Origin of the sequence: Acinetobacter sp. LoGeW2-3, from assembly GCF_002688565.1 — a bacterium.
Taxonomy (GTDB): Bacteria; Pseudomonadota; Gammaproteobacteria; order Pseudomonadales; family Moraxellaceae; genus Acinetobacter.
Genome location: NZ_CP024012.1, coordinates 91,311 through 115,902 on the forward strand (window position 1 = coordinate 91,311; position 24,592 = coordinate 115,902).

At 39.0% G+C, this 24,592-nt stretch carries 19 protein-coding genes; 11 read left to right on the top strand and 8 right to left on the bottom strand.

Annotation, left to right across the window (positions count from 1 at the left end):
* Positions 1-23: 23 nt before the first annotated feature.
* The 4 genes from BS636_RS15775 to BS636_RS15790 all read left to right on the top strand — a co-directional run bounded on the left by BS636_RS15775 (position 24) and on the right by BS636_RS15790 (position 5,620).
* Entirely contained in the window at positions 24-1,271 is a 1,248-nt protein-coding gene (locus BS636_RS15775) for an acetyl-CoA hydrolase/transferase family protein (protein WP_099339736.1), read from the top strand.
* 13 nt (positions 1,272-1,284) lie between these two features.
* On the top strand, positions 1,285-2,478 hold the full coding sequence (locus BS636_RS15780; RefSeq protein WP_099339737.1) for an acetyl-CoA C-acetyltransferase: 1,194 nt from the start codon (positions 1,285-1,287) through the stop codon (positions 2,476-2,478).
* A 413-nt stretch (positions 2,479-2,891) separates the two neighbouring features.
* The gene (locus BS636_RS15785) at positions 2,892-4,208 is read left to right on the top strand and encodes an MFS transporter (protein WP_099339738.1); all 1,317 of its coding nucleotides are present in this window, start codon (positions 2,892-2,894) and stop codon (positions 4,206-4,208) included.
* Positions 4,209-4,315: 107 nt separating this feature from the next.
* Entirely contained in the window at positions 4,316-5,620 is a 1,305-nt protein-coding gene (locus tag BS636_RS15790; protein ID WP_099339805.1) for an IS4 family transposase, read from the top strand.
* Positions 5,621-5,672: 52 nt separating this feature from the next.
* Here BS636_RS15790 and BS636_RS15795 read toward each other — a convergent pair whose 3' ends face one another.
* Positions 5,673-6,611, bottom strand: a complete 939-nt coding sequence (locus BS636_RS15795; protein WP_099339739.1) for a LysR family transcriptional regulator — start codon at positions 6,609-6,611, stop codon at positions 5,673-5,675.
* Between the two features lie 110 nt (positions 6,612-6,721).
* On the opposite strand from BS636_RS15795, the gene BS636_RS15800 reads away from it, so the two are divergent.
* The 5 genes from BS636_RS15800 (at position 6,722) to BS636_RS15820 (ending at position 12,600) form a co-directional block, all read left to right on the top strand.
* Entirely contained in the window at positions 6,722-7,882 is a 1,161-nt protein-coding gene (locus tag BS636_RS15800) for an acyl-CoA dehydrogenase family protein (protein ID WP_099339740.1), read from the top strand.
* A gap of 16 nt (positions 7,883-7,898) precedes the next feature.
* The gene (locus BS636_RS15805) at positions 7,899-8,720 is read left to right on the top strand and encodes an HpcH/HpaI aldolase/citrate lyase family protein (protein ID WP_099339741.1); all 822 of its coding nucleotides are present in this window, start codon (positions 7,899-7,901) and stop codon (positions 8,718-8,720) included.
* Between the two features lie 34 nt (positions 8,721-8,754).
* Entirely contained in the window at positions 8,755-9,606 is an 852-nt protein-coding gene (locus BS636_RS15810) for a hypothetical protein (RefSeq protein ID WP_099339742.1), read from the top strand.
* A 1-nt stretch (position 9,607) separates the two neighbouring features.
* Positions 9,608-10,798, top strand: a complete 1,191-nt coding sequence (locus BS636_RS15815) for a CaiB/BaiF CoA transferase family protein (protein WP_099339743.1) — start codon at positions 9,608-9,610, stop codon at positions 10,796-10,798.
* Between the two features lie 89 nt (positions 10,799-10,887).
* A complete protein-coding gene (locus BS636_RS15820; protein ID WP_099339744.1) occupies positions 10,888-12,600 on the top strand; it encodes an electron transfer flavoprotein-ubiquinone oxidoreductase in 1,713 nt (570 codons plus the stop codon).
* 257 nt (positions 12,601-12,857) lie between these two features.
* Here BS636_RS15820 and BS636_RS15825 read toward each other — a convergent pair whose 3' ends face one another.
* Genes BS636_RS15825 through BS636_RS15835 form a run of 3 tightly spaced genes read right to left on the bottom strand, consistent with a single transcriptional unit; the run spans position 12,858 to position 18,861 of the window.
* Positions 12,858-16,040 (bottom strand): site-specific integrase, encoded by a 3,183-nt coding sequence (locus BS636_RS15825; RefSeq protein WP_099339745.1) that lies wholly within the window; start codon positions 16,038-16,040, stop codon positions 12,858-12,860.
* Positions 16,041-16,042: 2 nt separating this feature from the next.
* A complete protein-coding gene (locus BS636_RS15830; RefSeq protein ID WP_099339746.1) occupies positions 16,043-18,376 on the bottom strand; it encodes a hypothetical protein in 2,334 nt (777 codons plus the stop codon).
* Positions 18,377-18,423: 47 nt separating this feature from the next.
* Positions 18,424-18,861 carry a hypothetical protein gene (locus BS636_RS15835; protein WP_099339747.1) on the bottom strand — a complete coding sequence of 146 codons (438 nt, stop codon included), beginning with the start codon at positions 18,859-18,861 and terminating at the stop codon, positions 18,424-18,426.
* A gap of 473 nt (positions 18,862-19,334) precedes the next feature.
* On the opposite strand from BS636_RS15835, the gene BS636_RS15840 reads away from it, so the two are divergent.
* Positions 19,335-19,619, top strand: a complete 285-nt coding sequence (locus tag BS636_RS15840) for a type II toxin-antitoxin system Phd/YefM family antitoxin (RefSeq protein WP_099339748.1) — start codon at positions 19,335-19,337, stop codon at positions 19,617-19,619.
* The gene (locus BS636_RS15845) at positions 19,573-19,839 is read left to right on the top strand and encodes a type II toxin-antitoxin system RelE family toxin (RefSeq protein WP_099339749.1); all 267 of its coding nucleotides are present in this window, start codon (positions 19,573-19,575) and stop codon (positions 19,837-19,839) included. Before BS636_RS15840 ends, BS636_RS15845 begins: the two co-directional genes overlap by 47 nt.
* A 159-nt stretch (positions 19,840-19,998) precedes the next feature.
* Here BS636_RS15845 and BS636_RS15850 read toward each other — a convergent pair whose 3' ends face one another.
* From BS636_RS15850 to glnT, 4 genes are read right to left on the bottom strand one after another with little or no spacing between them, the layout of a single operon-like run.
* Complete coding sequence (locus tag BS636_RS15850) at positions 19,999-21,333, bottom strand: FMN-binding glutamate synthase family protein (protein WP_099339750.1); 1,335 nt, start codon at positions 21,331-21,333, stop codon at positions 19,999-20,001.
* A 28-nt stretch (positions 21,334-21,361) separates the two neighbouring features.
* Positions 21,362-22,087 (bottom strand): protein glxC, encoded by a 726-nt coding sequence (locus BS636_RS15855; protein ID WP_099339751.1) that lies wholly within the window; start codon positions 22,085-22,087, stop codon positions 21,362-21,364.
* 30 nt (positions 22,088-22,117) lie between these two features.
* Positions 22,118-23,029 (bottom strand): class II glutamine amidotransferase, encoded by a 912-nt coding sequence (locus BS636_RS15860; protein WP_099339752.1) that lies wholly within the window; start codon positions 23,027-23,029, stop codon positions 22,118-22,120.
* A gap of 43 nt (positions 23,030-23,072) precedes the next feature.
* Positions 23,073-24,407 (bottom strand): type III glutamate--ammonia ligase, encoded by a 1,335-nt coding sequence (gene glnT, locus BS636_RS15865; RefSeq protein WP_099339753.1) that lies wholly within the window; start codon positions 24,405-24,407, stop codon positions 23,073-23,075.
* Between the last annotated feature and the right edge of the window lie 185 nt (positions 24,408-24,592).

A 24,592-nucleotide genomic window follows, 5' to 3' on the forward strand; every position in this document is an offset into this window, starting at 1 on the left:
TATATTTGCATCGGTATATTCTTATGTTAAGAATCAATGATCTTTCCCGATTAAATTGGGCTGATTACATTCAGCAAAATGATCTGGTGATTTGGGGACAAGCACAAGCAGAACCCTTGACCCTCACTCAGCATTTAATGCAGCAACGCCACCAACTAAAACCTTTTAGGGTATTTTTAGGCATTAGCAACTACGGCACCTGCCAAGTCGAACACACAGACCAAATCCGTTTCAGTAGTTATTGTGGTGCGGGTTCCAACCGTTTACTCGCTAAAGCTCAATGTCTGGATATTATTCCAAGCCATTATTCAAATTTTGCTCAGAAATTACGTCCAGATGTCGTACTGATTCAGGTAACTAAACCCAATGAATCAGGACAATATAGCTTTGGATTAGGTCAGGATTATGTGGCGGATCTTATCTCTTCAGCACGTGTCGTGATTGCAGAGGTGAACCAGCAATTACCCTGGACTCATTCTACTGCTTATTTAACGGCAGATGATTTTGATGTCATTGTAGAAACAGACCGTCACTATAGCGATGAAACTGAATCAGCTCAGAATGATCTCAACACCATAATTGCCACAAAAGTTGCGCAACTGATTCCAGATGGCTCAACTCTACAAATCGGTATCGGCACCCTTCCTGAAGCCGTACTCAATGCGCTTAAACAACATCAAAATTTAGGTGTTCATAGTGGCATTATTAGCGATGGCATCGCCAAGTTAATGCAACAAGGCGTGATTAATAATAGCCAGAAAAAAATTGATACTGGAATTACCATTACTGGCTTAATCAACGGTACCCGTTCTCTCCACCAGTTTGTTCACAACAATACCAACGTGCAGTTACGCCCGACTTCATATACCCACAATTCTGAAGTTTTGGCACAGATCGATAACTTGGTCGCTGTTAACTCAGCCATTGAAGTAGATCTGACAGGACAAATTAATGCAGAAGTGGCAAATGGTACTTATGTTGGTGCTGTCGGTGGTGCCATAGATTTTATCCGTGCTGCAAATAACGCTATCAAAGGTTGTTCCATCATCGCCTTACCAAGTGCCGGAAAAAACTTTAGCCGTATCGTGTCTACACTGAATGGTCCTGTATCTACCCCACGCAGTGATGCTTCTATTTTTGTGACCGAGTATGGTATTGCCGATTTACGCGGCTTAAGCCTGTCTCAACGTGTAGAAAAGATGATTGAAATTACCCATCCGGATTTCAGGGCGAATCTTACTGCGGAAGCACAACAACTTTCACTGATTTAAATGGAGTTAAAAAATGAAAGAAGCTTATATCGTTAGTCCATTACGTACGCCAATTGGAAAATTTGGCGGCTCTCTAGCTTCACTTACGGCAGTGGACTTGTCGGTTAAAATTATTCAAAGTATTTTAGAAAAGACCAAAATTGATCCAAGCACACTAGATGAAGTAATTGCTTCGCAGTCTTATTCATCCAGTGAAGCACCATGTCTAGGCCGTTATGCTGCCCTTGCTGCAGGTTTACCAATCGAAGTTCCTGGTTATACCCTGGACCGTCGTTGTGGCTCAGGTTTACAGGCGTTGGTTAATGCTGCCATGAATGTACAGACTGGCCAGGCTGAAGCAGTAATGGTCATTGGTGTAGAGAGTATGAGCAATATTGAATATTACTCGACCAATATGCGCTGGGGTAGCCGTGCGGGCAATGTAACTTTCTATGACCGCCTAGATCGTGGTCGTGAACGTTCACAACCTGTAGAACGCTTTGGCTATATTTCAGGTATGCCTGAAACAGCAGATAATTTGGCAAATGACTATAATATTACGCGTGAAGAATGTGATGCTTTTGCCCTAGCAAGTCATAAAAATGCAGAAAATGCCTGGAACCAAGGCTATTTCGATGCTGAAGTTGTTCCTGTAGAAGTCAAAACCAAGAAAACCACCACCCTAGTGACGCGTGATGAAGGAATTCGTGCAGATACAACTCTAGAAAGCTTAGCAAAACTTCGTACTATCCGTGAAGGTGGTGTATCTACAGCAGGCAACTCTAGTCAGCAAAATGATGCAGCTTCTGGATGTTTAGTGGTATCAGCTGAATATGCAGAAAAACATGGTTTAACGCCTTTAGCGAAAATTGTGGGCTGGAGTGCAGTTGGTTGCGATCCAAGCCGGATGGGTATTGGTCCAGTACCAGCAGTAGAAAAACTATTAAACAAGCTTGAGTTAAAGCTCAGTGATGTTGATTTGATTGAGATCAATGAAGCCTTTGCAGCTCAGGCACTTGCGGTCTTAAAAGGTCTTAATGTCCAAGACTTCTCCAATGTAAATGTAAATGGCTCAGGTATTTCTTTAGGTCATCCAATTGGAGCAACAGGCATGCGTATCATGACCAGTCTTGTGCATGAGATGCAACGTCGTGATGCGCGTTATGGTTTAGAGACTATGTGTATTGGTGGTGGTCAGGGACTAGCAGCACTGTTTGAGAAAGTTTAAGTTAATGATTTTAAAAAGCCATCATGAAATATGATGGTTTTTTATTATTTGTATATATGCTTATCAATTTTTAGCATTCAACTGATCAAAATTTAACATCAGAAAATCCCTTTCATTGCGTGAAAACTCAAATTATATTTAGTAATAGTTGAACAGTTTTTTGACTAGTTTATATCTATATTTATTTTCAAATCTTATCTTCGATTAATTTATATTTTAGAAGATTAAATTTTTAAAAATTAAATATAGAGAGAGTTAATAAGGACAATTATCCTTAGTATTTAATGATGAAAATTAAGGATATTAATAGACATACCCGGACAATATCTATATTAGATTTTAACAATATAGATATTAATTCACTTTGAAACGATATGTTATTTAAAACAATAAGCATTTAAAGGATGAATTATATGCAAGTTGGAAATACAGTAAATTCAGCACCCAAGCAGAAATGGATTGCTGCCTTTATATTTTGCTTTTTAGTACTCTTAGTTGATGGGGCCGATATGCTCCTTCTCTCATATAGTCTTTCAAGTCTTAAAGTAGAATTTGGTTTATCTTCATTTCAAGCTGGTATGCTCGGTAGTGTAACGCTCGCTGGTATGGCAGTCGGTGGTATTTTTGGCGGATGGGCAAGTGATAAATTCGGTCGTGTTCGTATTATCTCATTAAGTATCATCAAATTTTCGTTATTGACTGCTCTTTTAGGTTTTGTTTCAAACGTTTATGAGTTTGCTATAGTCCGCTTCCTTTCTGCTCTCGGGTTAGGTGCAGTTTATATGGTATGTGCAGGCTTAATGTCCGAACTAGTCCCTACTAAATATCGCACAACTGTTATTGCAACAATTTTTACAGGATGGACATTTGGTTATATTGTAGCGTCTTTGCTTGCAGGTGCGATTATTCCAGAATATGGCTGGCGTATGCTATTTATTGTAAGTGGTTCAGCAGTAATTATTGGTATTTTAATGCCTATTTTTGTGAAAGAATCTGAAGCATGGAAAAAAGCACGATTAAATCGCACTCAAACTGAAGCCAAAATGGTTAAAGGTGACCGTTCTGTATTTAAAGCAATTGTACAAGATAAACTCATTTTCCGTACCCTCATCTTCTGGATGATGGTCGCAGGATTTATGCAGTTTGGTTATTATGGCGTAAATAACTGGATGCCATTATACCTAGAACAAGAATTAGGCATGAATTTTAAATCGATGACTAACTATTTAATTGGTAGTTATACAGCGATGATCGGCGGTAAGATTCTAGCAGGCTATATGGGTGATAAGTTAGGTCGTAAATTCACATTTATGTTCGGTGCTATTACAACAGCGATCTTCCTAATTATTATTGTTATGTTCCATAACGCATCGAACATTCTTTATCTTTTAGTTATTTTCGGTTTCTTATATGGCATGCCACTAGGTGTATATACCACCTATATGTCAGAAAGTTTTCCAACCAATGTTCGTGGTACTGCGATGGGTACTGCACATAATGTGGGTCGTATTGGTTCAACTATTGCACCTGCAACGATTGGCTTTATTGCAACCGAAGGTTCAATTGGTCTAGGCTTTATGGTGATGGGTGCTGCCTATCTGATCTGTGCCCTTCCTACTTTGTTTATTAAAGAGAAAATGTACGATCCTCAAGCTAATGTTGCTTCGACTGATGATGAAACAGCTTCAGTAAAAACAACTGGTAGCCTCGCAAGCAATAAAGCGGTTTAAAAAACAGATAGACAAAAAATGCTCCTTAAGGAGTAATGCCAGTCAGTTAAGCAAATTTTAGAAAAATGTAGTAAAAATGAGTGTATGTAAATACGCTCATTTTTTTTATGTCTTTATCTGAACATTTAGAATCTACCCTCGAACATTCCCTACCTTCACTCAGCCATTTTCGTGAACTTATTGACTTAAACTGGATTGAAAAAAGTCTTCATCAAACAGGTAAGGCATCGATCAGAAGGAGAAAATTACCTGCTGAGCACGTGGTGTGGCTCGTTATTGGACTTGCCTTGTTTCGAAATCAACCCATCAGTTATGTGGTAGAGCAATTAAAACTCGTGTTCGGTACAACAGAATATTGTGTTCCTAGTGCAGCTGTCCAAGCACGACAACGTTTAGGTCGAGAACCTTTAGCTACCTTGTTCTCTCTACTCAGCCAGGCATGGTTTGATGATTCACAAAAACAATATTCAAACTTTCAGGGTCTTAGCGTATGTGCTGTTGACGGGGTAGTTTGGTCTATGCCACTGACTGAAGAGAACTTTAATCACTTTGGCTCTTCTAAGGGTAAAACTGCTGTAGCACCTTACCCACAAGTTAGAGCCACATGCCTGGTGAATACCAATACCCATGAAATCATAGATGCCCAAATAGGGAGTATGGATCAGGGTGAACTCACATTAGCAAATCAATTATCTCCTCCACCACAAAGTATTACATTGTTTGATCGCGCCTATTTCTCTGCTGATTTTCTAATAGGATGGCAAACACGCGCAGAAGCAAGCCATTGGCTTATGCGAGCAAAAGATAATTTACGTTATGACATTATTAAACGTAACTCCCCACATGATTTTCATATCAGGATGCCCATATCAGCAAGAGCCAAGAAACTTAATCCTACATTAGGGGATTACTGGGAAGCACGTTTGATTGAAGTTGAGCAGGCAGGGAAAATCAGGCGTTATATCACTTCATTATTAGATTCAAAGACATATCCAGCTCTAATTTTAGCAAAGTTATATGCTCAACGTTGGGAGATAGAGATGTGTTACCGAGAAATTAAAAGCAATTTACAGGAAGGTAAGCACTTAAGTAGCAAACAGCCAGATTTAATTTATCAAGAATTATGGGGGGTCTTGATTGCTTATAATGTTCTGAGAAGACAAATGAAACATATGGCTCAACGAGCAAAAGTGAGTCCATTGAGAATCAGCTTTCATATCGCCTCAATCGCCCTTCTTAATTTACTGAGATTCGATTCTTTGGCTTCTGCAGGTAATCTCCCCAAACATCTGGAAAGTTTAATGGAGAAATCTGATAGGTATGTATTACCTGAGAGGAGGGTTCGAAGTTGTCCACGCGTTGTGAAAGGAAAACCTCAAAAATACCCAAGAAAAAGCCAGTCAATTTCTTAACTGACTGGCATTACTCCTTAAGGAGCGTTTTTTATATCTGTTCAATAAGCTTTTAACTTTCTTTGCCAATCCATTCACACCCTAGCCAATCTTGCTTAATGACAGCCTCTTTTGAAGACTGTACCACCTCTTGAGCAATGGTATGGACTAATTTGGAAATATGACGGGTATTTGGTAAGGCTAAACCAATTTCACGAATAAAATCAGGATGGTTAATAGGCGCCGCTTTAAACAGATTCTGTTTAAGTTCATTTTTAATCGAAACCAATGGCAAGATTGTAGATCCAAATCCTTCCTTGACCAGTTGCTTCTGCACATTCAGGTCATTCACTTCAGCACTAATCTTTAAATCATATTTAGCTTTATGAAAACCCTGCTCAATCAAAGTACGTAAACGGTGCGGTGCATAAGGCAAAATTAGATCATATGCAGCCATATCCTTGAGCTCTATAGGAGTCTGTTCAGACAGATCTGAGCTATATGCTCCAATAAGCCATAATTGTTCACGAACCAGAGGTTGCAAGTCCAGGAACTTTGACGAAACCGATCCATAAATTAAAGCTAGATCAATTTCACCATTCTCCAACCAGTCCTTTAAATGCCCTGAATAACCTACAGTAATTTTGACATTCACTTTAGGATATTTCTTTCTTATGACATGCATTAAAGAGACTGATAGTAACTCACTGAGGCTGGCTAAGATACCGATATTGACTGTCCCTTCTAAAGCACCATCTGAGGAGGTCAGCTCAATTTTTGCAGTCTCAATTTCTTTCAAAGCACGTCTAGCATAATCCTCTAGAATTTTTCCTTCATGGGTTAAATGCATACCATGCCGGCTACGCTCAAATAATTCGACTCCAAGTTCATCTTCTAAAAGATGAATTTGTCTGGAAACTGCAGGCTGAACAATATTCAGTAAAGTCGCTGCTTTAGTAATATTTTTAGTTTCAGAAATCGTGATAAACGATCGTAGTTGTTTAATGTCCATTCGATATTCTTTTGGTATCCAACCTATCAAATAATTCTATTTTATTAATCCTTAAATAACAATATATGATCGAAATCATTAAGACAATACGTGATAAGGAAATCTTTTTTATGAAAAGCACAATCAATAACTATCAAGAAATTCGTGAAGCAGTTCGTGCACTTTGCGCAGAATTCCCGGCTGAATATCATCGCAAAATTGATGAGGAACGTGCTTATCCTGAAGAATTCGTAGATGCCTTAACTAAAGCTGGTTGGATGGCTGCAATGATTCCGGAAGAGTACGGTGGTTCAGGTCTTGGTCTGACAGAAGCATCGATCATCATGGAAGAAGTTAACCGCAGTGGTGGTAATGCAGGTTCATGCCATGGTCAGATGTATAACATGGGTACATTATTACGCCATGGCTCTAAAGCGCAAAAAGAATTGTATCTACCAAAAATTGCAACTGGTGAATGGCGTTTACAAACTATGGGCGTGACTGAGCCAACGACTGGAACAGACACAACCAAAATTAAAACCACAGCTGTAAAAAAAGGTGACCGTTATATAGTTAACGGACAAAAGGTATTTATCTCACGCGTACAACATAGTGATTGGATGATCTTGTTGGCACGTACTACACCGTTAGCTGAAGTCACCAAAAAATCTGAAGGTATGTCAATCTTCATGGTTGACCTGCGTGAAGCTGAAAAAAATGGAATGATTGTTCGCCCTATTCCAAACATGGTGAATCATGAAACTAATGAAATCTTTTTTGATAATCTCGAAATTCCAGAAGAGAATCTCATTGGCGAAGAAGGTAAAGGCTTTAAATATATCCTTGATGGCTTAAATGCTGAACGTACCTTGATTGCTGCAGAATGTATTGGTGATGGTTACTGGTTTATGGATCGTGCTACTCAGTACGTTAAGGACCGTGTTGTATTCGGTCGCCCAATTGGCCAAAACCAAGGTGTACAGTTCCCATTAGCAGAAAACTTCATTGAAATTGAAGCTGCGAACTTAATGCGTTTCCGTGCCTGTGAAATGTTTGACCGTGGTGAAAAATGTGGTGCTGAAGCCAATATGGCAAAATACCTCGCAGCAAAATCAAGCTGGGAAGCTGCAAACAACTGTCTACAGTTCCATGGTGGTTTTGGTTTTGCCAACGAATATGACATTGAACGTAAATTCCGCGAAACGCGTTTATACCAAGTCGCTCCTATTTCGACCAACTTGATTTATAGCTTCGTGGCTGAACACTTACTTGGTTTGCCTCGTTCTTTCTAAGTCAAGGATGATCTCTATGAGTAAAGTGAATAAGTCAGCCCGCTCTTATCTCTTTGTTCCAGCAAACCGTACTGAGCGCTATGAAAAAGCGCTCAGCACTCAAGCGGATGTTGTGATCATTGATTTAGAAGATGCAGTACCAGTAGAACTTAAAGATTCAGCACGCCAAGCACTCTGTCAATGGTTGTCTGAACATCCTGAACAACACGTCATAGTGCGTATTAACTCGAGCCAGACTGAATGGTTTTCCCAAGATATCCAGTTGGCTCAATATTCAAATGTCAGCGCAATTGTGCTTCCTAAGGCAGAAGCAGTTGAAGATATCCAGACCATCTTAGCTATTCGCAATATTGATATCTTTCCATTGATTGAAACACCGGTTGGTTTTGCCAAAGTACGTGAAATTGCCAAAGCTCCACATGTATCTGCCCTCATGTTTGGTTCAATTGATTTCCAATTAGAAATGAACATGCAAGGTGGTTATTTCGAATTACTTTCTTTTAGAAATGAATTGGTATTGGTATCTAGATTGGCAGGAATCAACGCACCCGTTGATGGTGTCACTGTTGACTTTAAAGACCAAGAACTGGTTCGGCTAGAAACACAACAAGCCAAAAACTTAGGCTTCGCAGGAAAACTGTGTATTCATCCTGCCCAGGTCAACGTTGTGAATGATACCTTTAGTCCAACTGAAGCAGAAATCGAATGGGCAAAACAGGTTATTAATATCGTAGATCAATCCCAAGGGCAAGCGGTCAGCTTAAATGGGAAAATGATTGATTTACCTGTCATTTTAAAAGCTAAGAAGATCTTAGAGCATGCTGCACTAGTGAATTAAGGCTAAGCTTATAAAAGAGATAAAGGATATAAAAATGGAAAAGTTTGATGCTTTCGATGCATGGATCGGCAAAAAAGAAATACAAGTGGATTACCTTAATCAACGCCCATTGGCAATGATGCAAGCACTGCTTAATCAAGAAAATAAAAACCTAACTGAACTTCCACACTTATATCACTGGCTGTATTTTTTACCGACTGTGAATAATGAGCAACTTGCAGAAGATGGTCACCCCAAAAAAGGTGGATTCCTGCCCCCTATTCCGTTCCCTAAACGGATGTGGGCAGGTGGTCGTTTACAGTTCCTGAAAAACATTACAGTCAACCAAGAAATTAAACGTGAATCTGAGATTTTAAAAATTGAATTTAAGCAAGGTAAAAGCGGTGACATGTATTTTGTCACGGTGAAACACTCAATATTTGCTGATGATCAATTGGCGATTGTAGAAGAACAGGATATTGTATACCGTAATACGAGCAATCAGACAAAAACACAACGTGCTGTCATTGTTCCTGCTGCTGAAACCAAACCGTTTAGTTATAAAAAACAATTTCCAATTAATACAACCAGCCTCTTTCGTTACTCAGCCTTAACCTTTAATAGTCATAAAATTCATTATGATCGCCCCTATGCTATGCAAGAAGAAGGCTATCCAGGTTTAGTGGTTCATGGACCATTCCTAGCCACTTTATTAATACATTCCTTTAAAGAAGAATACCCAACCAAAACGATTCAAAGTTTTGACTTCCGTGCAGTCAATCCGGTCTTCGATTTTAACGAGTTTTCAATTTGTGGTGATGTGCAAACGCAAAGCGCTGAACTCTGGGTTGAAAAAGAAAACAACCTGATTGCAATGAAAGCAAAAGTGACATTTACTGAGGATTAATATGCCAGCCTTAGATGGTATTACTGTCATATCATTGGAGCATGCAATTGCAGCTCCATTTTGTACACGTCAGTTAGCTGATCTTGGTGCAAGAGTCATTAAAATTGAGCGACCTCGAGTCGGTGACTTTGCCAGAAACTATGATGATCGTGTTCATGGTATGTCATCGCATTTTGTATGGGCTAATCGTTCAAAAGAAAGCTTAAGCTTAGACTTAAAGACTCAAGATGGACAGGATATTTTAAAAAAACTTCTGCTGAAGGCGGATGTTTTGGTACAAAACTTGGCCCCAGGTGCAGCCTCACGTTTAGGTTATTCCTATGAAGAACTGGTAAAAATCAATCCTGGAATCATTGTTTGTGATATTTCAGGTTATGGGGATGACCAAACATATCCTGGTCCCTATCGTGACAAAAAGGCTTACGATTTACTGATCCAGAGTGAAGCTGGATTTTTATCTGTGACAGGAACTGAACAGGAACCTGTCAAAGCTGGTTGCTCCATTGTAGACATTTCAGCAGGCATGTATGCCTACAGCAATATTTTGGCTGCCTTGATTGAACGTGACAAGACAGGTAAAGGTAAACGCATTGATATTTCAATGCTGGAATGCATGACCGAATGGATGGGACATCCCTTGTATTACACCTTAAACGGTGGAGCAGCCCCGGCACGCACAGGTTCTACACATGCTACAATCTATCCTTATGGTCCATTCGCTACAGGTGACCAGAAACAGGTGGTTTTAGGCGTACAAAATGAACGGGAGTGGCAAGCATTTTGTACCATTGTTTTAGACAAGCCTCAACTTAGCGAAGACCCACTATTTCAGAATAATGCCTTACGTTCCAAAAACCGTCAGCTATTGCGACACATCATTGAGCAGACCTTTTCTCAGTGGGATCAAAAAGAAATTTTATCTCGTTTAGAACATGCCAAAATTGCCAATGCCAGTGTGAATGAAATTCAAGAAGTTTGGCAGCACCCACAGCTTGAAGCACGTCAACGCTGGATGGAGGTTGACTCTCCAATTGGAATTGTCCCAGCACTTAAACCCGTTGGTTTAAGTGATGAAAATGATTTTGTCATGAAACCAATTCCTGATTTAGGACAGCATTCTTTAAAAATCTTAGTTGAATTGGGTTATGACCCAGATGCTATTCAAGTGTTATCTGCACAAGGAATTATTTAATTACTCAGTCATGAATACATTAATATTTTCATGACAAAAATTTTATTCAAAAATTTGGAATTTAAATAATCATCAAAGAGTTATATAACATGGAAGATATAGTTAGAGAATCGATGGAATTTGACGTAGTCATCGTAGGTGCAGGCCCTGCGGGTCTTTCTGCTGCGATCAAAATCCGTCAGCTTGCAATTGAAAACAACCTGAATGATCTGTCCGTTTGTGTCGTGGAAAAAGGCTCCGAAGTCGGTGCTCATATTCTTTCTGGTGCTGTACTTGAACCGCGTGCAATCAATGAACTGTTCCCGAACTGGAAAGAAGAAGGAGCGCCTTTAAATGTCCCAGTCACTGAAGATAAAACCTTCTTCCTTTTATCTGAGACTACCTCTAAAGAAGCACCGCATTGGATGGTGCCGAAAACCATGCATAACGATGGCAACTACGTGATCTCACTCGGTAACGTGGTACGCTGGTTAGGTCAAAAAGCAGAAGAACTGGAAGTATCCATCTTCCCAGGCTTTGCCGCTGCTGAAATCCTGTACCATGAAGATGGTTCAGTAAAAGGCATCCAAACCGGTGACATGGGCATAGGTAAAGATGGTGAACCAACACATAACTTTACCCCAGGTTACGAGCTTCATGCCAAATACACCATCTTTGCTGAAGGCTGCCGCGGTCATTTAGGTAAACGCCTGATCCAGAAATTCAACCTGGATAAAGATGCAGATCCACAGCACTACGGGATCGGGATTAAAGAACTCTGGGAAATCGACCCTGCAAAACATAAACCAGGTCTGGTAATGCATGGTGCCGGCTGGCCATTGTCTGAAACCGGTTCTTCAGGTGGCTGGTGGTTATACCACGCGGAAAACAACCAGGTCACTCTGGGCATGATTGTGGACCTTTCTTACGAAAATCCGCACATGTATCCATTCATGGAAATGCAGCGCTGGAAAACTCATCCACTGATCAAACAGTATCTGGAAGGTGGTAAGCGTATTTCTTATGGCGCACGTGCTGTCGTGAAAGGTGGCTTTAACTCTCTGCCGAAATTCACCCTCCCAGGCGGTTGCTTAATTGGTGATGATGCCGGCTTCCTGAACTTTGCCAAAATTAAAGGTTCACACACAGCCATGAAATCAGGCATGCTGTGTGGTGAAGCGGTGTTTGAAGCGATTGCTGCCGGTGTCGAAAAAGGGGGTGACCTTGCGATTGCCCGTGTCACGGAAGGTGAAGACCTGTTCGAAAAAGAACTGACAGCTTACACGGACAAGTTCAACAACAGCTGGCTGAAAGAAGAGTTGTATAACGCGCGTAACTTTGGTTCGGCAATGCACAAACTCGGTCAATGGATGGGTGGTGCGTTCAACTTTATCGACCAGAACGTCTTTAAAGTACCATTTACCCTGCATGACCTGGTGCCAGACTTTAAGACGCTGAAAACCGTGGATGCAGTCAACTTCAAGCCAAACTATCCAAAACCGGATGGCAAGCTGACCTTTGACCGTTTGTCTTCAGTATTTGTATCGAATACCGTTCATGAAGAAAATCAGCCTGTTCATTTATATCTAAAGTCTGAAACTATACCAATAAGTGTAAATCTACCGAATTGGGGTGAACCTGCTCAACGTTATTGTCCAGCAGGTGTTTATGAAATCATGGAAAATGATGATGGCTCGAAGCGCTTCCAGATCAACGCAGCGAACTGTGTACACTGTAAGACCTGTGACATCAAAGATCCTTCTCAGAATATCACCTGGGTAACACCGGAAGGTGCTGGTGGTCCAAACTATCCGAATATGTAATTCGGAAGTTAATACTGCCATGGCAGTACTCACCCATTTATGATGTGGTTATAATCCCTTCATTGATTTTTTTAGGTAATCCCAGCTTCCAAGGGAGCTGGAATTAAAATTTATCTACATAATCCAAATCTATGCCCCCTATTGGTAGCCTGCTATCAAAATGATTAGGGTTTGATTGATGATATGCCCTTCTGTTCTACAGAATAACTAACGTAATTTTTTCAACTAAAATTTGACCTTATTTTTTAAATAGTTTTTTACCATGCTTCTTCTAACTGTACAGCCATAATCATTAAATGAAGGAGTACGGCAAGCGTAATATTTTTGTTATCTTCTTTTCTTATAAAGCTAATTCTTTGGATTTTTTCTTTCTTGCTTGAATCTGAAGCCAGATCATCGATATCAATCATTACTGTTTTTTCTAGAACCCTAGAAACACCAGTAATGAAGACTTTAACATTCTGCTCCTTAGATTGAATGCTATCTGTATTACTTTTTGCATAGTTTTCCTGCTTAGATTCTCGAATTTGAAAATGTAGAAAATTTTTACGCTGTTTGGCATCTGTCATCAGTACTTGTAAAGCTTGCTTCAATATGTCGTCTGCTTCCTCCTTAATAGCAATTAATACTTCTTTAGGTTGTATTAACTTTAATTTTTTACATCGATCGTATAAATCATCAAAAAATATTTCATTTTCATCGGGGATAAAATCTTGATAATCAAGGTTAAAACTTTTGGGTTCTATCCACTTTTTGCTCAGAAAGCTACAACGGCGTAACCATAATTTGGCCTGCTCATCATCCAAATATCGTTCTTTTACTGCCATAATTCTATCCAATGGATTTAATTGAACTTTTTTAACTTTTAGTGCTGCTGATACTGTCTTTTGCACCTTAATTTCATTTTTTTTAATACACATCCATTTAAATTCTGGAATCTTAAGCAAGTTATTTATAGCTTTAAATTCATCATTATCGGCCTCTATACCTAAACATTTTTGGAGAACTTGTTTATGAATCATGTAATTACTGTTGATAATCCGATCAATAGCTATAAGTTCTAATACATGACAATAATTAGAAGCTGTTTGTTCAATACTGCTATGCCCCATCCAGGAAGCAAGTGCTCTCCATTTATGTTGAATCATATCCTGTTGTAGATATGCCTCTTGACCGAAGAAAAGTTCACGTAGATTTTTTACTTGCCGCATTGAATAATCAGTATAGGTGTGAATAAGATTAGGAGATCCCCCTAAGAGTATTGCCAACATATTTGCTGCACTATGACGTAGAGAATGAAAGCTGTAACCGTGATTTTCTCCATAAATTGTCTTTAGTACAGTAGAGGTAACTTGTGTGATGCAAGACTCAGTCAGCACTTGACCTTTATGATTGAATAATAAGTGATCATTTTTATTGTTTTTCCATTGTATATACCGATTCTTTAAGAACTCCTTAAAGATTTCAAATTCTTTTTTCATGAGCAGGTGTCTTATGGGTAACTGCCGATGAGCATTTGGTGTTTTCAGACGGCGATAAGGATTATTTTGGATACACAGCCTAATATTTTTGAGCTTATTTTTACTCAGGTTTGAGTATGTCAGTTCAGGGCAAATCACATCTTCAAGTGTTAAGCAGCGTACTTCATTCAACCTAAGTCCTAAGCGGAATGACAGAACATATATTAATTTCAGGGGAGTAATATGTTCATACCAGCTCTGGTTTATATTACCCAACAGATCTAACTGGCTAAGCATTTTATTAAACATAGATGGACTGATTATTCGAGCATTTGTAATTTGCATATGCTTGTACTTTGTTTGCTTTAGTAGCTTAACCTCTGGGGTTTTAAATTTTTCACAGCAAAATGCATGGAATGCTTTTATACGTCCAAATCGATATGCCTCACTGTTATGCCCTTTCCGCGATGATTTAGCCTCATCTTTCTTTTTTGCCTTTTCATCACGCTCACGGCAATTCCATAAAAGTTGCTGATACAGATCCGTATAGTCTTCTTCACTTAACTTATCAAGATCGATTTTACGGAACCATACTTCAAATATGAAATCTTTGGCAAAACAGCTTAAATATTTGGTTATACTCGCTACTTTTAGATCCTTCTTCCTAAGATGAAATACCCAGGCAATCAGGCGTAGTTGAGCTTGGATCAGATTTTTTTCTTCTGAATTTGCCTGCAGAAATTTTTGTTCTAATTCTTCCTGAATCCGGATATATCGATCATAAAAGTTATTATTATGCTCTCTGTACCTCTTTATTCCACCTTGTTGAACAAGCTCCGGCTGTATGTTTTCAAACAGTTGGATTTTGAAAGGAATACTTTTTAGTTTTTCATTAATTGAAACTAATTCATCTTCTTTAGCGTGAAGCTGTTCTTGTTCTATTTTAATATTTTTTAATTCTATACCTTGGATTGCCGCAGCAGTGGCACTTAAAAAAATGTGTTCTTGTGGTCTTAGCGCTACAGTATTAATGTTCTGGGCAAGTACATTGCCTAAAAAGATGTCTAGTTTTAATTCCTTGTCAAATTGTAGAGCCATTTGTACAAATTGAAATGCATTCAGTTCTTTCTTTCTGAGTAGTGAGCACAGTTTTATTACATATTCTGTCTGTTCCAAATGACTAAGGCTTTTTAGGATGCAGTGCTTAATATCTGTATTAGTTTCTTTATCATTATGCGACCCCATACGTAAGGAAAGAGCCTGTAAAAAGAATTGAGTCCAAGGATTCAAATAGACATAAGCCCATTGATAAAGTTGATCTTTTTCAAAATCATTACCATATGAATCATTTTTGACTTTCAAATGTAGAATTATTGGATTATCTTTTAAATTATTACCTTGATATAACCGAAAGCTTTCCAAAGATTTCTTAGATAAAGCTTCTTGCAGTACCTCAGATAAACTTGAAAGCATATCCGGACTTGAACAACCAGAGAAGTAGATCAGACTAAGATATAAATGACCCCATAAGCTTTCCTCATCTACATTTTCTGAAAAGTTACTTTGCCAATAACCTTTCAACTTTTTATAGACATGAATATGCATTTCCGCAGCTTCAGCGCGCGTTGCAGTACTTTCAATCTTCCTTGGTGGTAGCACAACAATTTTAGTCTTTGGACGAATCTTTATTTTATAAAATTCACCGTAGTCAGCATTTAACCTATCTGCATACTGTGCAAATTCTTCTTCTAGATACTCAATATATTCCCGTCGTTCAGTACTTGAAAACTTATGGATAGTACAGTTGAAAGTTTCTCTAAAACTCTCCCATTGATGCTGTATGAGTTGATCAAGCTGAATTTGCTGAGCTTCTCTCACTTGTGAAGACGTTAGATTCTTTTCATAATTTAATTTTTTTCTGATGCCTTTAAACCATTCATTTAATTTCGATTGAATAAGTTCTTTATCTTTTTTATGCATACTTATTTTCGCACCAAATGCTGGATATGTAGCTCAGCTATCACTTTTTCCATTTTTTCTATCACTTCAGTTACATATGTATGAGGTACAGTAGAAGAATGAGGATGAAAAATTTCCTGGTCGCGCTGGTCATGACCGTACAATGCTTGAATAAAATGGAATCCCAGATTGCCTTGTACTCCAAAAGAACTATCCATAAGCATGTTCATATCGAAATGGCGCAGCCAATTTGCATACATTTTTTGGGGTAGAATTTCTTCCATATAGCCTTTTATCCACTTTCTGGACAAAGGCTCTAATTTAACTTTTCGCCATTCCTTTAAATTGATAGGTAATTTTTCTGGACATTTCACTATATGGCCAAATAAATGTTTTTGATTCATTTTTGAGAAAGTTGAAATACCAGAGAAAAATTCTTTATAACGTACACTTACATCGCTTAAAAATGTGAGATAGTTTTCAAGCGCTTTTGCAAAAAAAGGGGGGATGGGAATAAAACGGCCATCTTTTCTTGATTTACTATTTTTCTTGTCATTTATATAGGTGACATTTAATTCAGTCAGATAATCCTCCGGATCTCCTAACAAATTCTCCTGTGGTCGACGAGCAAGACAAAGTAAATTTAGATGCCACATCCAGCAAGCATAGGCATTGATCTGGTTAATTAAGTGTTGGCTGACCTGGATATTTTTTTGGCAATGTTGCTGCAGTATCCTGAATATCTCCGCTACAAAATCCTTGTTTAAGGCCAGTTGGCTACCTATACGATCACTTTGCCCAAGAGGATCTTGTACAAACTGCTTTTCGACAAGCTCATATTCTTTGATAATTTTCTTATCTTCTAAAATCTCAGGGTTTCCCAATACTGTTCTCAAATAACATAAATATGCCTTATTTACGGTTGTTTTTGGCATACCGCCATAAAACATCCCTGGCAAATTATGTTTAGCGTCCTTGCCTGCCACCAAATGCGCCAGATATTCATTAAAGGTTTGATATCTAATATGGAAATACATCTGAGCTTGCAGTTTTTCTATTGTTATATGACCTACAAACTGATTTTTTGTGACCTGTTTTAAATATTTTCTTATCTCATCTAATGAAATGTTGTTTTTACCTTGCTGTAAATAATCAAACCACGAGGAAGGCAAAAAAAGCTGATGAGAAACATCATTATTAATACATTGTTTTTTAAGGATATTTATTTTTTGCTGGCTGATATCGAGCTCTAAATTCAGCAGATATATAAGTGCTTTATTTTGCTTAGCTTCCCTCAATACTCCCTGTCTAATTAAATGACGATAATTTAATAGCTCTATAGGGGACAAACCAGTTACAAGAGACAGTAAACAGGCAGCAGAAATCTTTCCTTCTTTGGTATTGGACTGTAATTCCTGCCTAAATAATTCTATGATCCGGGCTAAAGTTGGAGGTTCTATATAATGAGGATTAGAAATAAATGGCATAAGCCGACGTTGCCGGTGTTTTACAATTTCTTCAACATAAGGAGTTAAAACCTGTTTCTGAAACTCTTCAGTGTCTCTATCTTGGGCATAGTATTCCACTGCCTCTTCTTCAATGTCTGCTTCCCCATCCTCATCAACAATGACTTCTGGCGGAGGTATATCAAGAGTGGCACCATATCCTAAATCAATCTTGCTAGTGGCTGCCCTGCTGGTATAGCGTAATATCTGGGCAGGAGTGGCCCAACTGAGCTTACCAGAATTTTTAGATAGTCTAGATCTGTGGGTTATTCTTCCTGTATCTATATTTTTTAAAATAATTTCAAAGCTATGAATATAATTTTTAATATCAATATTAGTTAAACCATCACTAGAATTAATTCTGTTCCAAAGATCGGTTTTATTACTTGCGGCATTACACGTTAAATCTCGAATGAATTTGACCAAAGATTTTAGAACTCGAATACTTTCGCTGCGATACGGCGCTGTATTGTGGTGATTTTCCTGAATTTCCAGCAAATATCTTGAAATATATCTATGTAAATCATGAACTTGTTTTTGCTTGTTCTCTGAACCCTCAATTTGCTTTAGTTGCTTGTAACATGTATCAATAGCATAACTGGCTTGCAGTATTAGATAAGCATCTTCACTTACTAATTCAGCTGAAATATAAGCAAAATAAGTTAAGCTTGCAAATCGGAATTCAGTACCTATTTTCCTCTTCCTGATAATTTCATATTGAATAGAATGTGCTTTTTTATATAGTTTTATAAGTTCATCACAAAATTCATGGGGTATTTGTTCATAGTCAAAAGAAAGAACTCGTCCCCTTAACTTTTCATAATCTTCAAGAAAGCTTTTGTTAACTGTCATCTGATTCTTAACCCTACTTATAATCAGCAAGCTTAATAGTTACTTGTCTAATCTAACTCCTTAGGCTTTTGTAGCTTTACATAGTTAGAATCCATTTGATTTAACTGTATTGCTTCAAAATCTTTGCAACTCATAAGGCGAAAATAATTAACAATAAATCTTTTATCTAGATGTTTTTTTGCTTTCAACTGAAAGCAATCACATTGCAATTTTGGATCAATAATTTGGTCTAAATACATCATGAGTATTTTTATTGGCATATAAGAGCTGTGAACTCGGAGTGAGCTACTCGATTTTAAAAGTTTGAAAATAGCCTGCCAATTTTCAATATATTTCTCTTTCACCCTCTGCTTAGTGAGCTTAGTTCCACTGTGATTTTTTAACCTGATAGCTTTAAGAATCTTTCTCACTTTTGTATTGATATCCGGATCGTCTGCACAATATGGCAAAACAAATTGAAGCAGGTAATTTTCAATATCTGTCACTAGAATATACCATCCAGTAAATTTTACACTTTTAAGACCAAATCCCTACCTACAAAAACACTCTCTCATAGTTATATAGTAAAAATCAACACCTATACAAATAAATTAAATTATGTATTTATATACATATATTTCAATATTTTATATCTTAGTTGGAAATCAATAAAATATTTTCTTCCAATTTTTTATGGATCTTTGTTATTACCTTAGAATATGTATTCTCTCCTGCTTCCTAACTGATCACAACGCCTTTGACCCACCACGATTCACAACTCATAAAAATAGTTTTACTCATGAATTATTATGAAGAATATCGATTGTCCAATCTAATCTATATATGACCTGAACATCAGCTGGAGGTATTCAATTATTTTATCTTACAGACCAATTAATAGAGCTATTAACAGGTCTTGTAACTGGTCTTAAAATTGGTTATATTTTAGATATTGCTTACCCTAAATGAGCGTATTGAAATGAACAACATTATTCACAGTCGGTTTGTGGCTAGTGTTTCTGAGCTTAAAAAAAATCCGATGGAAGTCGTAAATAATGGCTTTGGTGAAGCAGTAGCAATTTTGAATAGGAATAATCCTGCCTTTTACTGTGTGCCTGCTGAGCTGTTTGAAAAACTGATGGATTTGGTTGAAGATCGGGAACTTTTAAAATTAGCTGAGCAAGTCGATACTGAAGAAACGGTGAAGGTATCTATTAATGACTTACGAGCTCGAGTTCACAAAGATAGCTCTGAAAAAGTTTGACAAATTAAGTCCACAAATCGCTGAACAATTTATTCGTAAGTTGGAAGCAATTTTAGAAAATCCCAAGATACCTAAAAATAAGCTTCGAGGATCATCAGATCTATATAAGGTAAAACTTAAATCTGCAGGATATAGATTGATATATCAAGTAATTGATGACAGGATTGTAGTACTAGTTCTAGATGTTGATAGGCGAGATACAATCTATAAAAACTTGTAATGTTAAAATAGACCTTAATTTTGGGCTGTTGGCTGTTTTAATATATTAAAATTGCTTAGGCTATTTAGATATCAATTTTATAATAGGATTTTTGAAGAGTAAATTTGTTAAGTACAAAAAAGGATGGTGCTCGACCATCCTTTTAATTGATTAGCTCAATCAATACTGAACTTGTCCTGGAATCCAGTTAGTTCCCGCTAGTGGAACACGCGCCATTGCAGCAGCTTCGACATTCAATGCCACTAGATCTTCAGGATCCAGGTTGTGCAGATGTGATTTACCACATGCACGCGCCATGGTTTGAGCTTCTAGCACCAGTACGCGCAGGTAGTTTGCCAGATGACGCCCCCCTTCTACAGGATCTAAACGCTTAGAAAGCTCAGGATCTTGAGTCGTAATACCCGCAGGATCACGGCCATTTTGCCAGTCATCGTAGTAACCTGCTGCTGAGCCGATTTCTTTCAAGTCTTTATCCAGACGTGGATGGTTATCACCTAATGCGATCAAAGCTGCAGTACCAATTGCTACGGCGTCTGCACCTAAAGCCATCGCCTTAGCCACATCTGCGCCAGTACGAATACCGCCTGATACGATCAGTTGAACTTTACGGTGCATACCCATTTCCTGCAGTGCTTGAACCGCTTGCGGAATCGCTGGAAGAATAGGGATACCTACATGTTCAATAAAGACTTCTTGTGTTGCTGCTGTACCGCCTTGCATACCATCCAGCACGATTACATCAGCACCCGCTTTGACAGCAAGTTTCACATCATAATAAGGACGGCTGGCACCAATTTTTACGTAGATAGGTTTTTCCCAGTCTGTAATTTCGCGAATTTCAGCAATTTTGATTGCAAGATCATCTGGACCTGTCCAATCTGGATGACGGCAAGCACTGCGTTGATCAACACCAACCGGTAAGGTACGCATACCAGCTACACGCTCAGTGACTTTCATACCAAGTAGCATACCGCCACCGCCCGGCTTTGCACCTTGACCAAGCACAATTTCAATTGCATCTGCTTTACGCAAGTCATCTGGGTTCATACCATAACGTGAAGGCAGGTATTGATACACTAAAGTTTCTGAGTGACCACGTTCTTCTGGTGTCATACCTCCATCACCAGTCGTAGTCGATGTACCCACCATCGATGCTCCACGGCCTAAAGACTCTTTGGCATTGGCAGATAGAGCACCGAAGCTCATGCCAGCAATGGTCACAGGAATTTTTAGATGGATTGGTTTTTTGGCAAAACGTGTCCCGAGCACCACATCCGTACCACATTTTTCACGGTAACCTTCTAGCGGATAACGTGACATACTTGCACCGAGCAGTAATAGGTCATCAAAATGCGGAACTTTACGTTTAGTACCACCACCACGGATATCATAAATACCTGTTGCAGCTGCACGTTGAATTTCTTGAATCGTTAGACGATCGAATGTTGCTGATTCACGTAACACTGGTTCAAATTCTTGGATAGTTTGAGTCATATTTTAGTTCTCCGTATTACGTTCTCAATTAGTATGCAGATGCGTTATCGACTTTAAAGTTATACAGCTGACGCGCTGAACCATAGCGTTTAAATGCTTTTGGATCTTCATTAAATCCAGCTCTTGCTAGAAGTTCTGCCAGTTCCTCAAGGTGCTCTTGTCGCATTTCTTTTTCAATACAGTCAGAACCTAAAGATTTCACTGTGCCTTTAACATAGATACGTGTTTCATAAAGTGAGTCACCCAATGCATCGCCGGCGTCACCACAAACCACTAAACGGCCGGCTTGTCCCATAAAACAGCTCATATGTCCAATGCTGCCACCAACCACAATATCAACACCTTTCATCGAAATACCGCAGCGTGCACCAGCATCACCTTCAATCACTAGTAAGCCACCATGTGCAGTAGCACCTGCTGCTTGTGAGGCATTACCCTTAACGTGTACTGAGCCGGACATCATATTTTCTGCGCAGCCCACACCAACATTGCCATTTACAATAATGTCAGCTTCCTGATTCATCCCTGCACAGTAATAGCCAGCATGCCCATCGATAGTTACTTTAATTGGCGCTTTAATACCGACTGCAATATTGTGTTGACCCGCAGGATTGCTCACCGTCCACTCTTTAATTTCAGCAACGATTTCAGCATCGTGTAAGGCTTGATTAAGATCACGGATTGTATCGATGCTCAAATCATAATGATCTTTTAATTCAACAGCATTTAATTGTTTTGCAACTGCACTATTCATATGTATTCTCCAAATTTGTTCTATTTCAATTTAAGCGGCGTCTTTTGAACGTTCCCACACATATAAGGTGGCAGGCTCTGGTTCCCAAACACGGGCTTTATCAATATTTGGAAGCGATGCAAGTGCTTGATATTCAGATGCCATTGCAACGTAATCATCAGTTTCAGCCAGTACAGCAGGTTTACAAGCGATTGGATCACGGATCACTGCAAAACCGTCTTTTGTGCCAATGGCAAAAGTAAAGAAACCATCTAAATCTTCGAGAGCATTGTCGAGTGCTTGAGCCAGGCTATCACCTTGTTGTAAACGCCAAGTCAAATATCCAGCTGCAACTTCAGTATCGTTGTCTGTTTCAAAATGAATGCCATCACGTTTCAATTCTTGGCGTAAGCGTGCGTGATTCGATAGTGAGCCGTTGTGTACTAGGCACAAATCCGCACCGGTAGAAAATGGATGACTACCTTCCATCGTTACAGCACTCTCTGTTGCCATGCGTGTATGCCCGATGATATGGCTACCTTTCATTTTTGAAAGGCCAAAGCGCTCAGAAATTTCGACTGGCAAGCCCATACCTTTTAGAATTTCGATGCTTAGCCCTGCACTCATAATTTTCAGCTGTGGGGCAATTTTAGTGACCGCTGTACGGACAGCATCCTCAGTCGCCTTTACTTTAATGACTGCTGCAGTCGCATTGGTAAACCAATCTAATTCTACATTTAATTCAGTTGTAAGTTCGGCAATAAAGGTATCCCAAATAAAGGCTTCATCCGTACTTTGTAAAGTGAGTTTAACCCAGCCTTTTTGTACTTCATCACCATAAATGGCAAAGCCTGCACTGTCTGGCCCACGGCCTGTCATTGACTCAAGCATCGGTTCAAATAATTTACCAAGTTGCGATTCCAATGCCGGATTTTTAAGATATAAACCAACAATTCCACACATAGTTATTCTCCATGAGATTTTTTAAATTTTTAAAAGTTATGAATTAAAAGAATTCGGTATAACGTTGAATTTCCCAGTCAGACACATGACGACAGTATTCCACCCACTCCATGCTCTTTTGATGGATAAATTCATCGACAATTTCAGCACCTAGTTTTTCGCGAAATAATGGATCAGCTTTTAATGCATCCACTGCTTCTTTGAGTGACTGCGGTAATGTTGCGATGCCACGTGCTGCAATTTCTTCAAGGCTTAATTCATATAAGTTTTCATTACATGCTTCAGGTGGCATAAGCTCATTTTCGATACCATCTAGACCTGCTGCGATAATGGCTGCCGATACCAAGTACGGGTTACAGCCTGCGTCTGGCAGACGTAACTCAATACGACCATACGGAATACGGACCATTGCTGAACGGTTGTTGGAGCCATAGGCAATAAAGGCAGGTGCCCATGTCGCGCCTGAAAGCGACCGACCGACCACCAGACGTTTATAAGAATTCACTGTCGGTGCACAGAAGGCACAGAGCGCCGGACCATGTTTTAATAAGCCTGCAATAAAGTGATAGGCCATTTTAGACAGCCCCATACCACTTGGATCACTTGGATCATGGAATAAATTTTTGGATTCATCGCTTCCTATTGATAGGTGGAAGTGCATCCCATTGCCTGCACGTTTCGGATCTGGCTTAGGCATAAATGAACAGACCATTCCCAGATCATTGGCAATTTCACCTGCCGCCATACGGAAGAAGGTAAACATATCTGCCGACTTCATAGCATCGGCATAGGTATAGTTAATTTCAAACTGGCCATTGGCATCTTCATGATCAATTTGATAAATATCAAAACCTACTGGAATTAACGCTTCGGTGAGCTTTTCAAGAAACTGGCGTGAACGTGATAAACCTTTATAGTCATAGCATGGCTTATCTAAGTTATCTGAGTCATCGACCATTTTCAGCTTGCCGTCTTCACCCCGACGGAACAGGCTGAATTCAGGCTCTAGACCTGTATTTAAAGTCCAGCCTTTAGCAGATAAGCGCTCAACCTGACGACGTAGGACATAGCGTGAGTCATAGGGATGGGGCTGACCATTCACATAGCCTTCACAAACCACACGACCATAACCTGGTTGCCAAGGCACTGGAGTTAAATCTGAAAGATCCCCTTTCACCATGAAATCTGGTCCATGTGGCTGCATACCCATACCTGAGATCGCGAAGCCAGCAAAACCAACGCCATCACCCTCAATGGCTTTTAGACCTGAGATAGGTACTGACTTAGTTTTAGCAGCACCATGAATATCGACGAATTGAGCCAATACATATTTCAGATTATGTTGATCAATGACTTGCTGTACCCCTGGACGGTACATGGGTTTGCTGATTATATTCTCTTGATCAAACAACTCGTTTACGGCCTGTTGCAACATAATTGACATACTCCCGATATGACAAAAACGACTGTTGGCTCGAAAAATGCAAATCTTTTTATTGGAATCACATTATTCAGCTTAAGAAATTTACTTTCCTATTAAGAAAGCAAATCCCTTGCCAACTT

Excerpts from the sequence above, each read along its gene's own strand:
- BS636_RS15845 (WP_099339749.1), top strand. The coding sequence starts at position 19,573 with ATGACTTACGAGCTCGAGTTCACAAAGATAGCTCTGAAAAAGTTTGAC.
- BS636_RS15775 (WP_099339736.1), top strand. The coding sequence starts at position 24 with ATGTTAAGAATCAATGATCTTTCCCGATTAAATTGGGCTGATTACATT.
- BS636_RS15850 (WP_099339750.1), bottom strand. The coding sequence starts at position 21,333 with ATGACTCAAACTATCCAAGAATTTGAACCAGTGTTACGTGAATCAGCA.
- BS636_RS15785 (WP_099339738.1), top strand. The coding sequence starts at position 2,892 with ATGCAAGTTGGAAATACAGTAAATTCAGCACCCAAGCAGAAATGGATT.
- BS636_RS15810 (WP_099339742.1), top strand. The coding sequence starts at position 8,755 with ATGGAAAAGTTTGATGCTTTCGATGCATGGATCGGCAAAAAAGAAATA.
- glnT (WP_099339753.1), bottom strand. The coding sequence starts at position 24,407 with ATGTACCGTCCAGGGGTACAGCAAGTCATTGATCAACATAATCTGAAA.
- BS636_RS15815 (WP_099339743.1), top strand. The coding sequence starts at position 9,608 with ATGCCAGCCTTAGATGGTATTACTGTCATATCATTGGAGCATGCAATT.
- BS636_RS15800 (WP_099339740.1), top strand. The coding sequence starts at position 6,722 with ATGAAAAGCACAATCAATAACTATCAAGAAATTCGTGAAGCAGTTCGT.
- BS636_RS15860 (WP_099339752.1), bottom strand. The coding sequence starts at position 23,029 with ATGTGTGGAATTGTTGGTTTATATCTTAAAAATCCGGCATTGGAATCG.
- BS636_RS15790 (WP_099339805.1), top strand. The coding sequence starts at position 4,316 with ATGTCTTTATCTGAACATTTAGAATCTACCCTCGAACATTCCCTACCT.
- BS636_RS15830 (WP_099339746.1), bottom strand. The coding sequence starts at position 18,376 with ATGACAGTTAACAAAAGCTTTCTTGAAGATTATGAAAAGTTAAGGGGA.
- BS636_RS15840 (WP_099339748.1), top strand. The coding sequence starts at position 19,335 with ATGAACAACATTATTCACAGTCGGTTTGTGGCTAGTGTTTCTGAGCTT.
- BS636_RS15780 (WP_099339737.1), top strand. The coding sequence starts at position 1,285 with ATGAAAGAAGCTTATATCGTTAGTCCATTACGTACGCCAATTGGAAAA.
- BS636_RS15825 (WP_099339745.1), bottom strand. The coding sequence starts at position 16,040 with ATGCATAAAAAAGATAAAGAACTTATTCAATCGAAATTAAATGAATGG.
- BS636_RS15855 (WP_099339751.1), bottom strand. The coding sequence starts at position 22,087 with ATGAATAGTGCAGTTGCAAAACAATTAAATGCTGTTGAATTAAAAGAT.
- BS636_RS15820 (WP_099339744.1), top strand. The coding sequence starts at position 10,888 with ATGGAAGATATAGTTAGAGAATCGATGGAATTTGACGTAGTCATCGTA.
- BS636_RS15805 (WP_099339741.1), top strand. The coding sequence starts at position 7,899 with ATGAGTAAAGTGAATAAGTCAGCCCGCTCTTATCTCTTTGTTCCAGCA.
- BS636_RS15795 (WP_099339739.1), bottom strand. The coding sequence starts at position 6,611 with ATGGACATTAAACAACTACGATCGTTTATCACGATTTCTGAAACTAAA.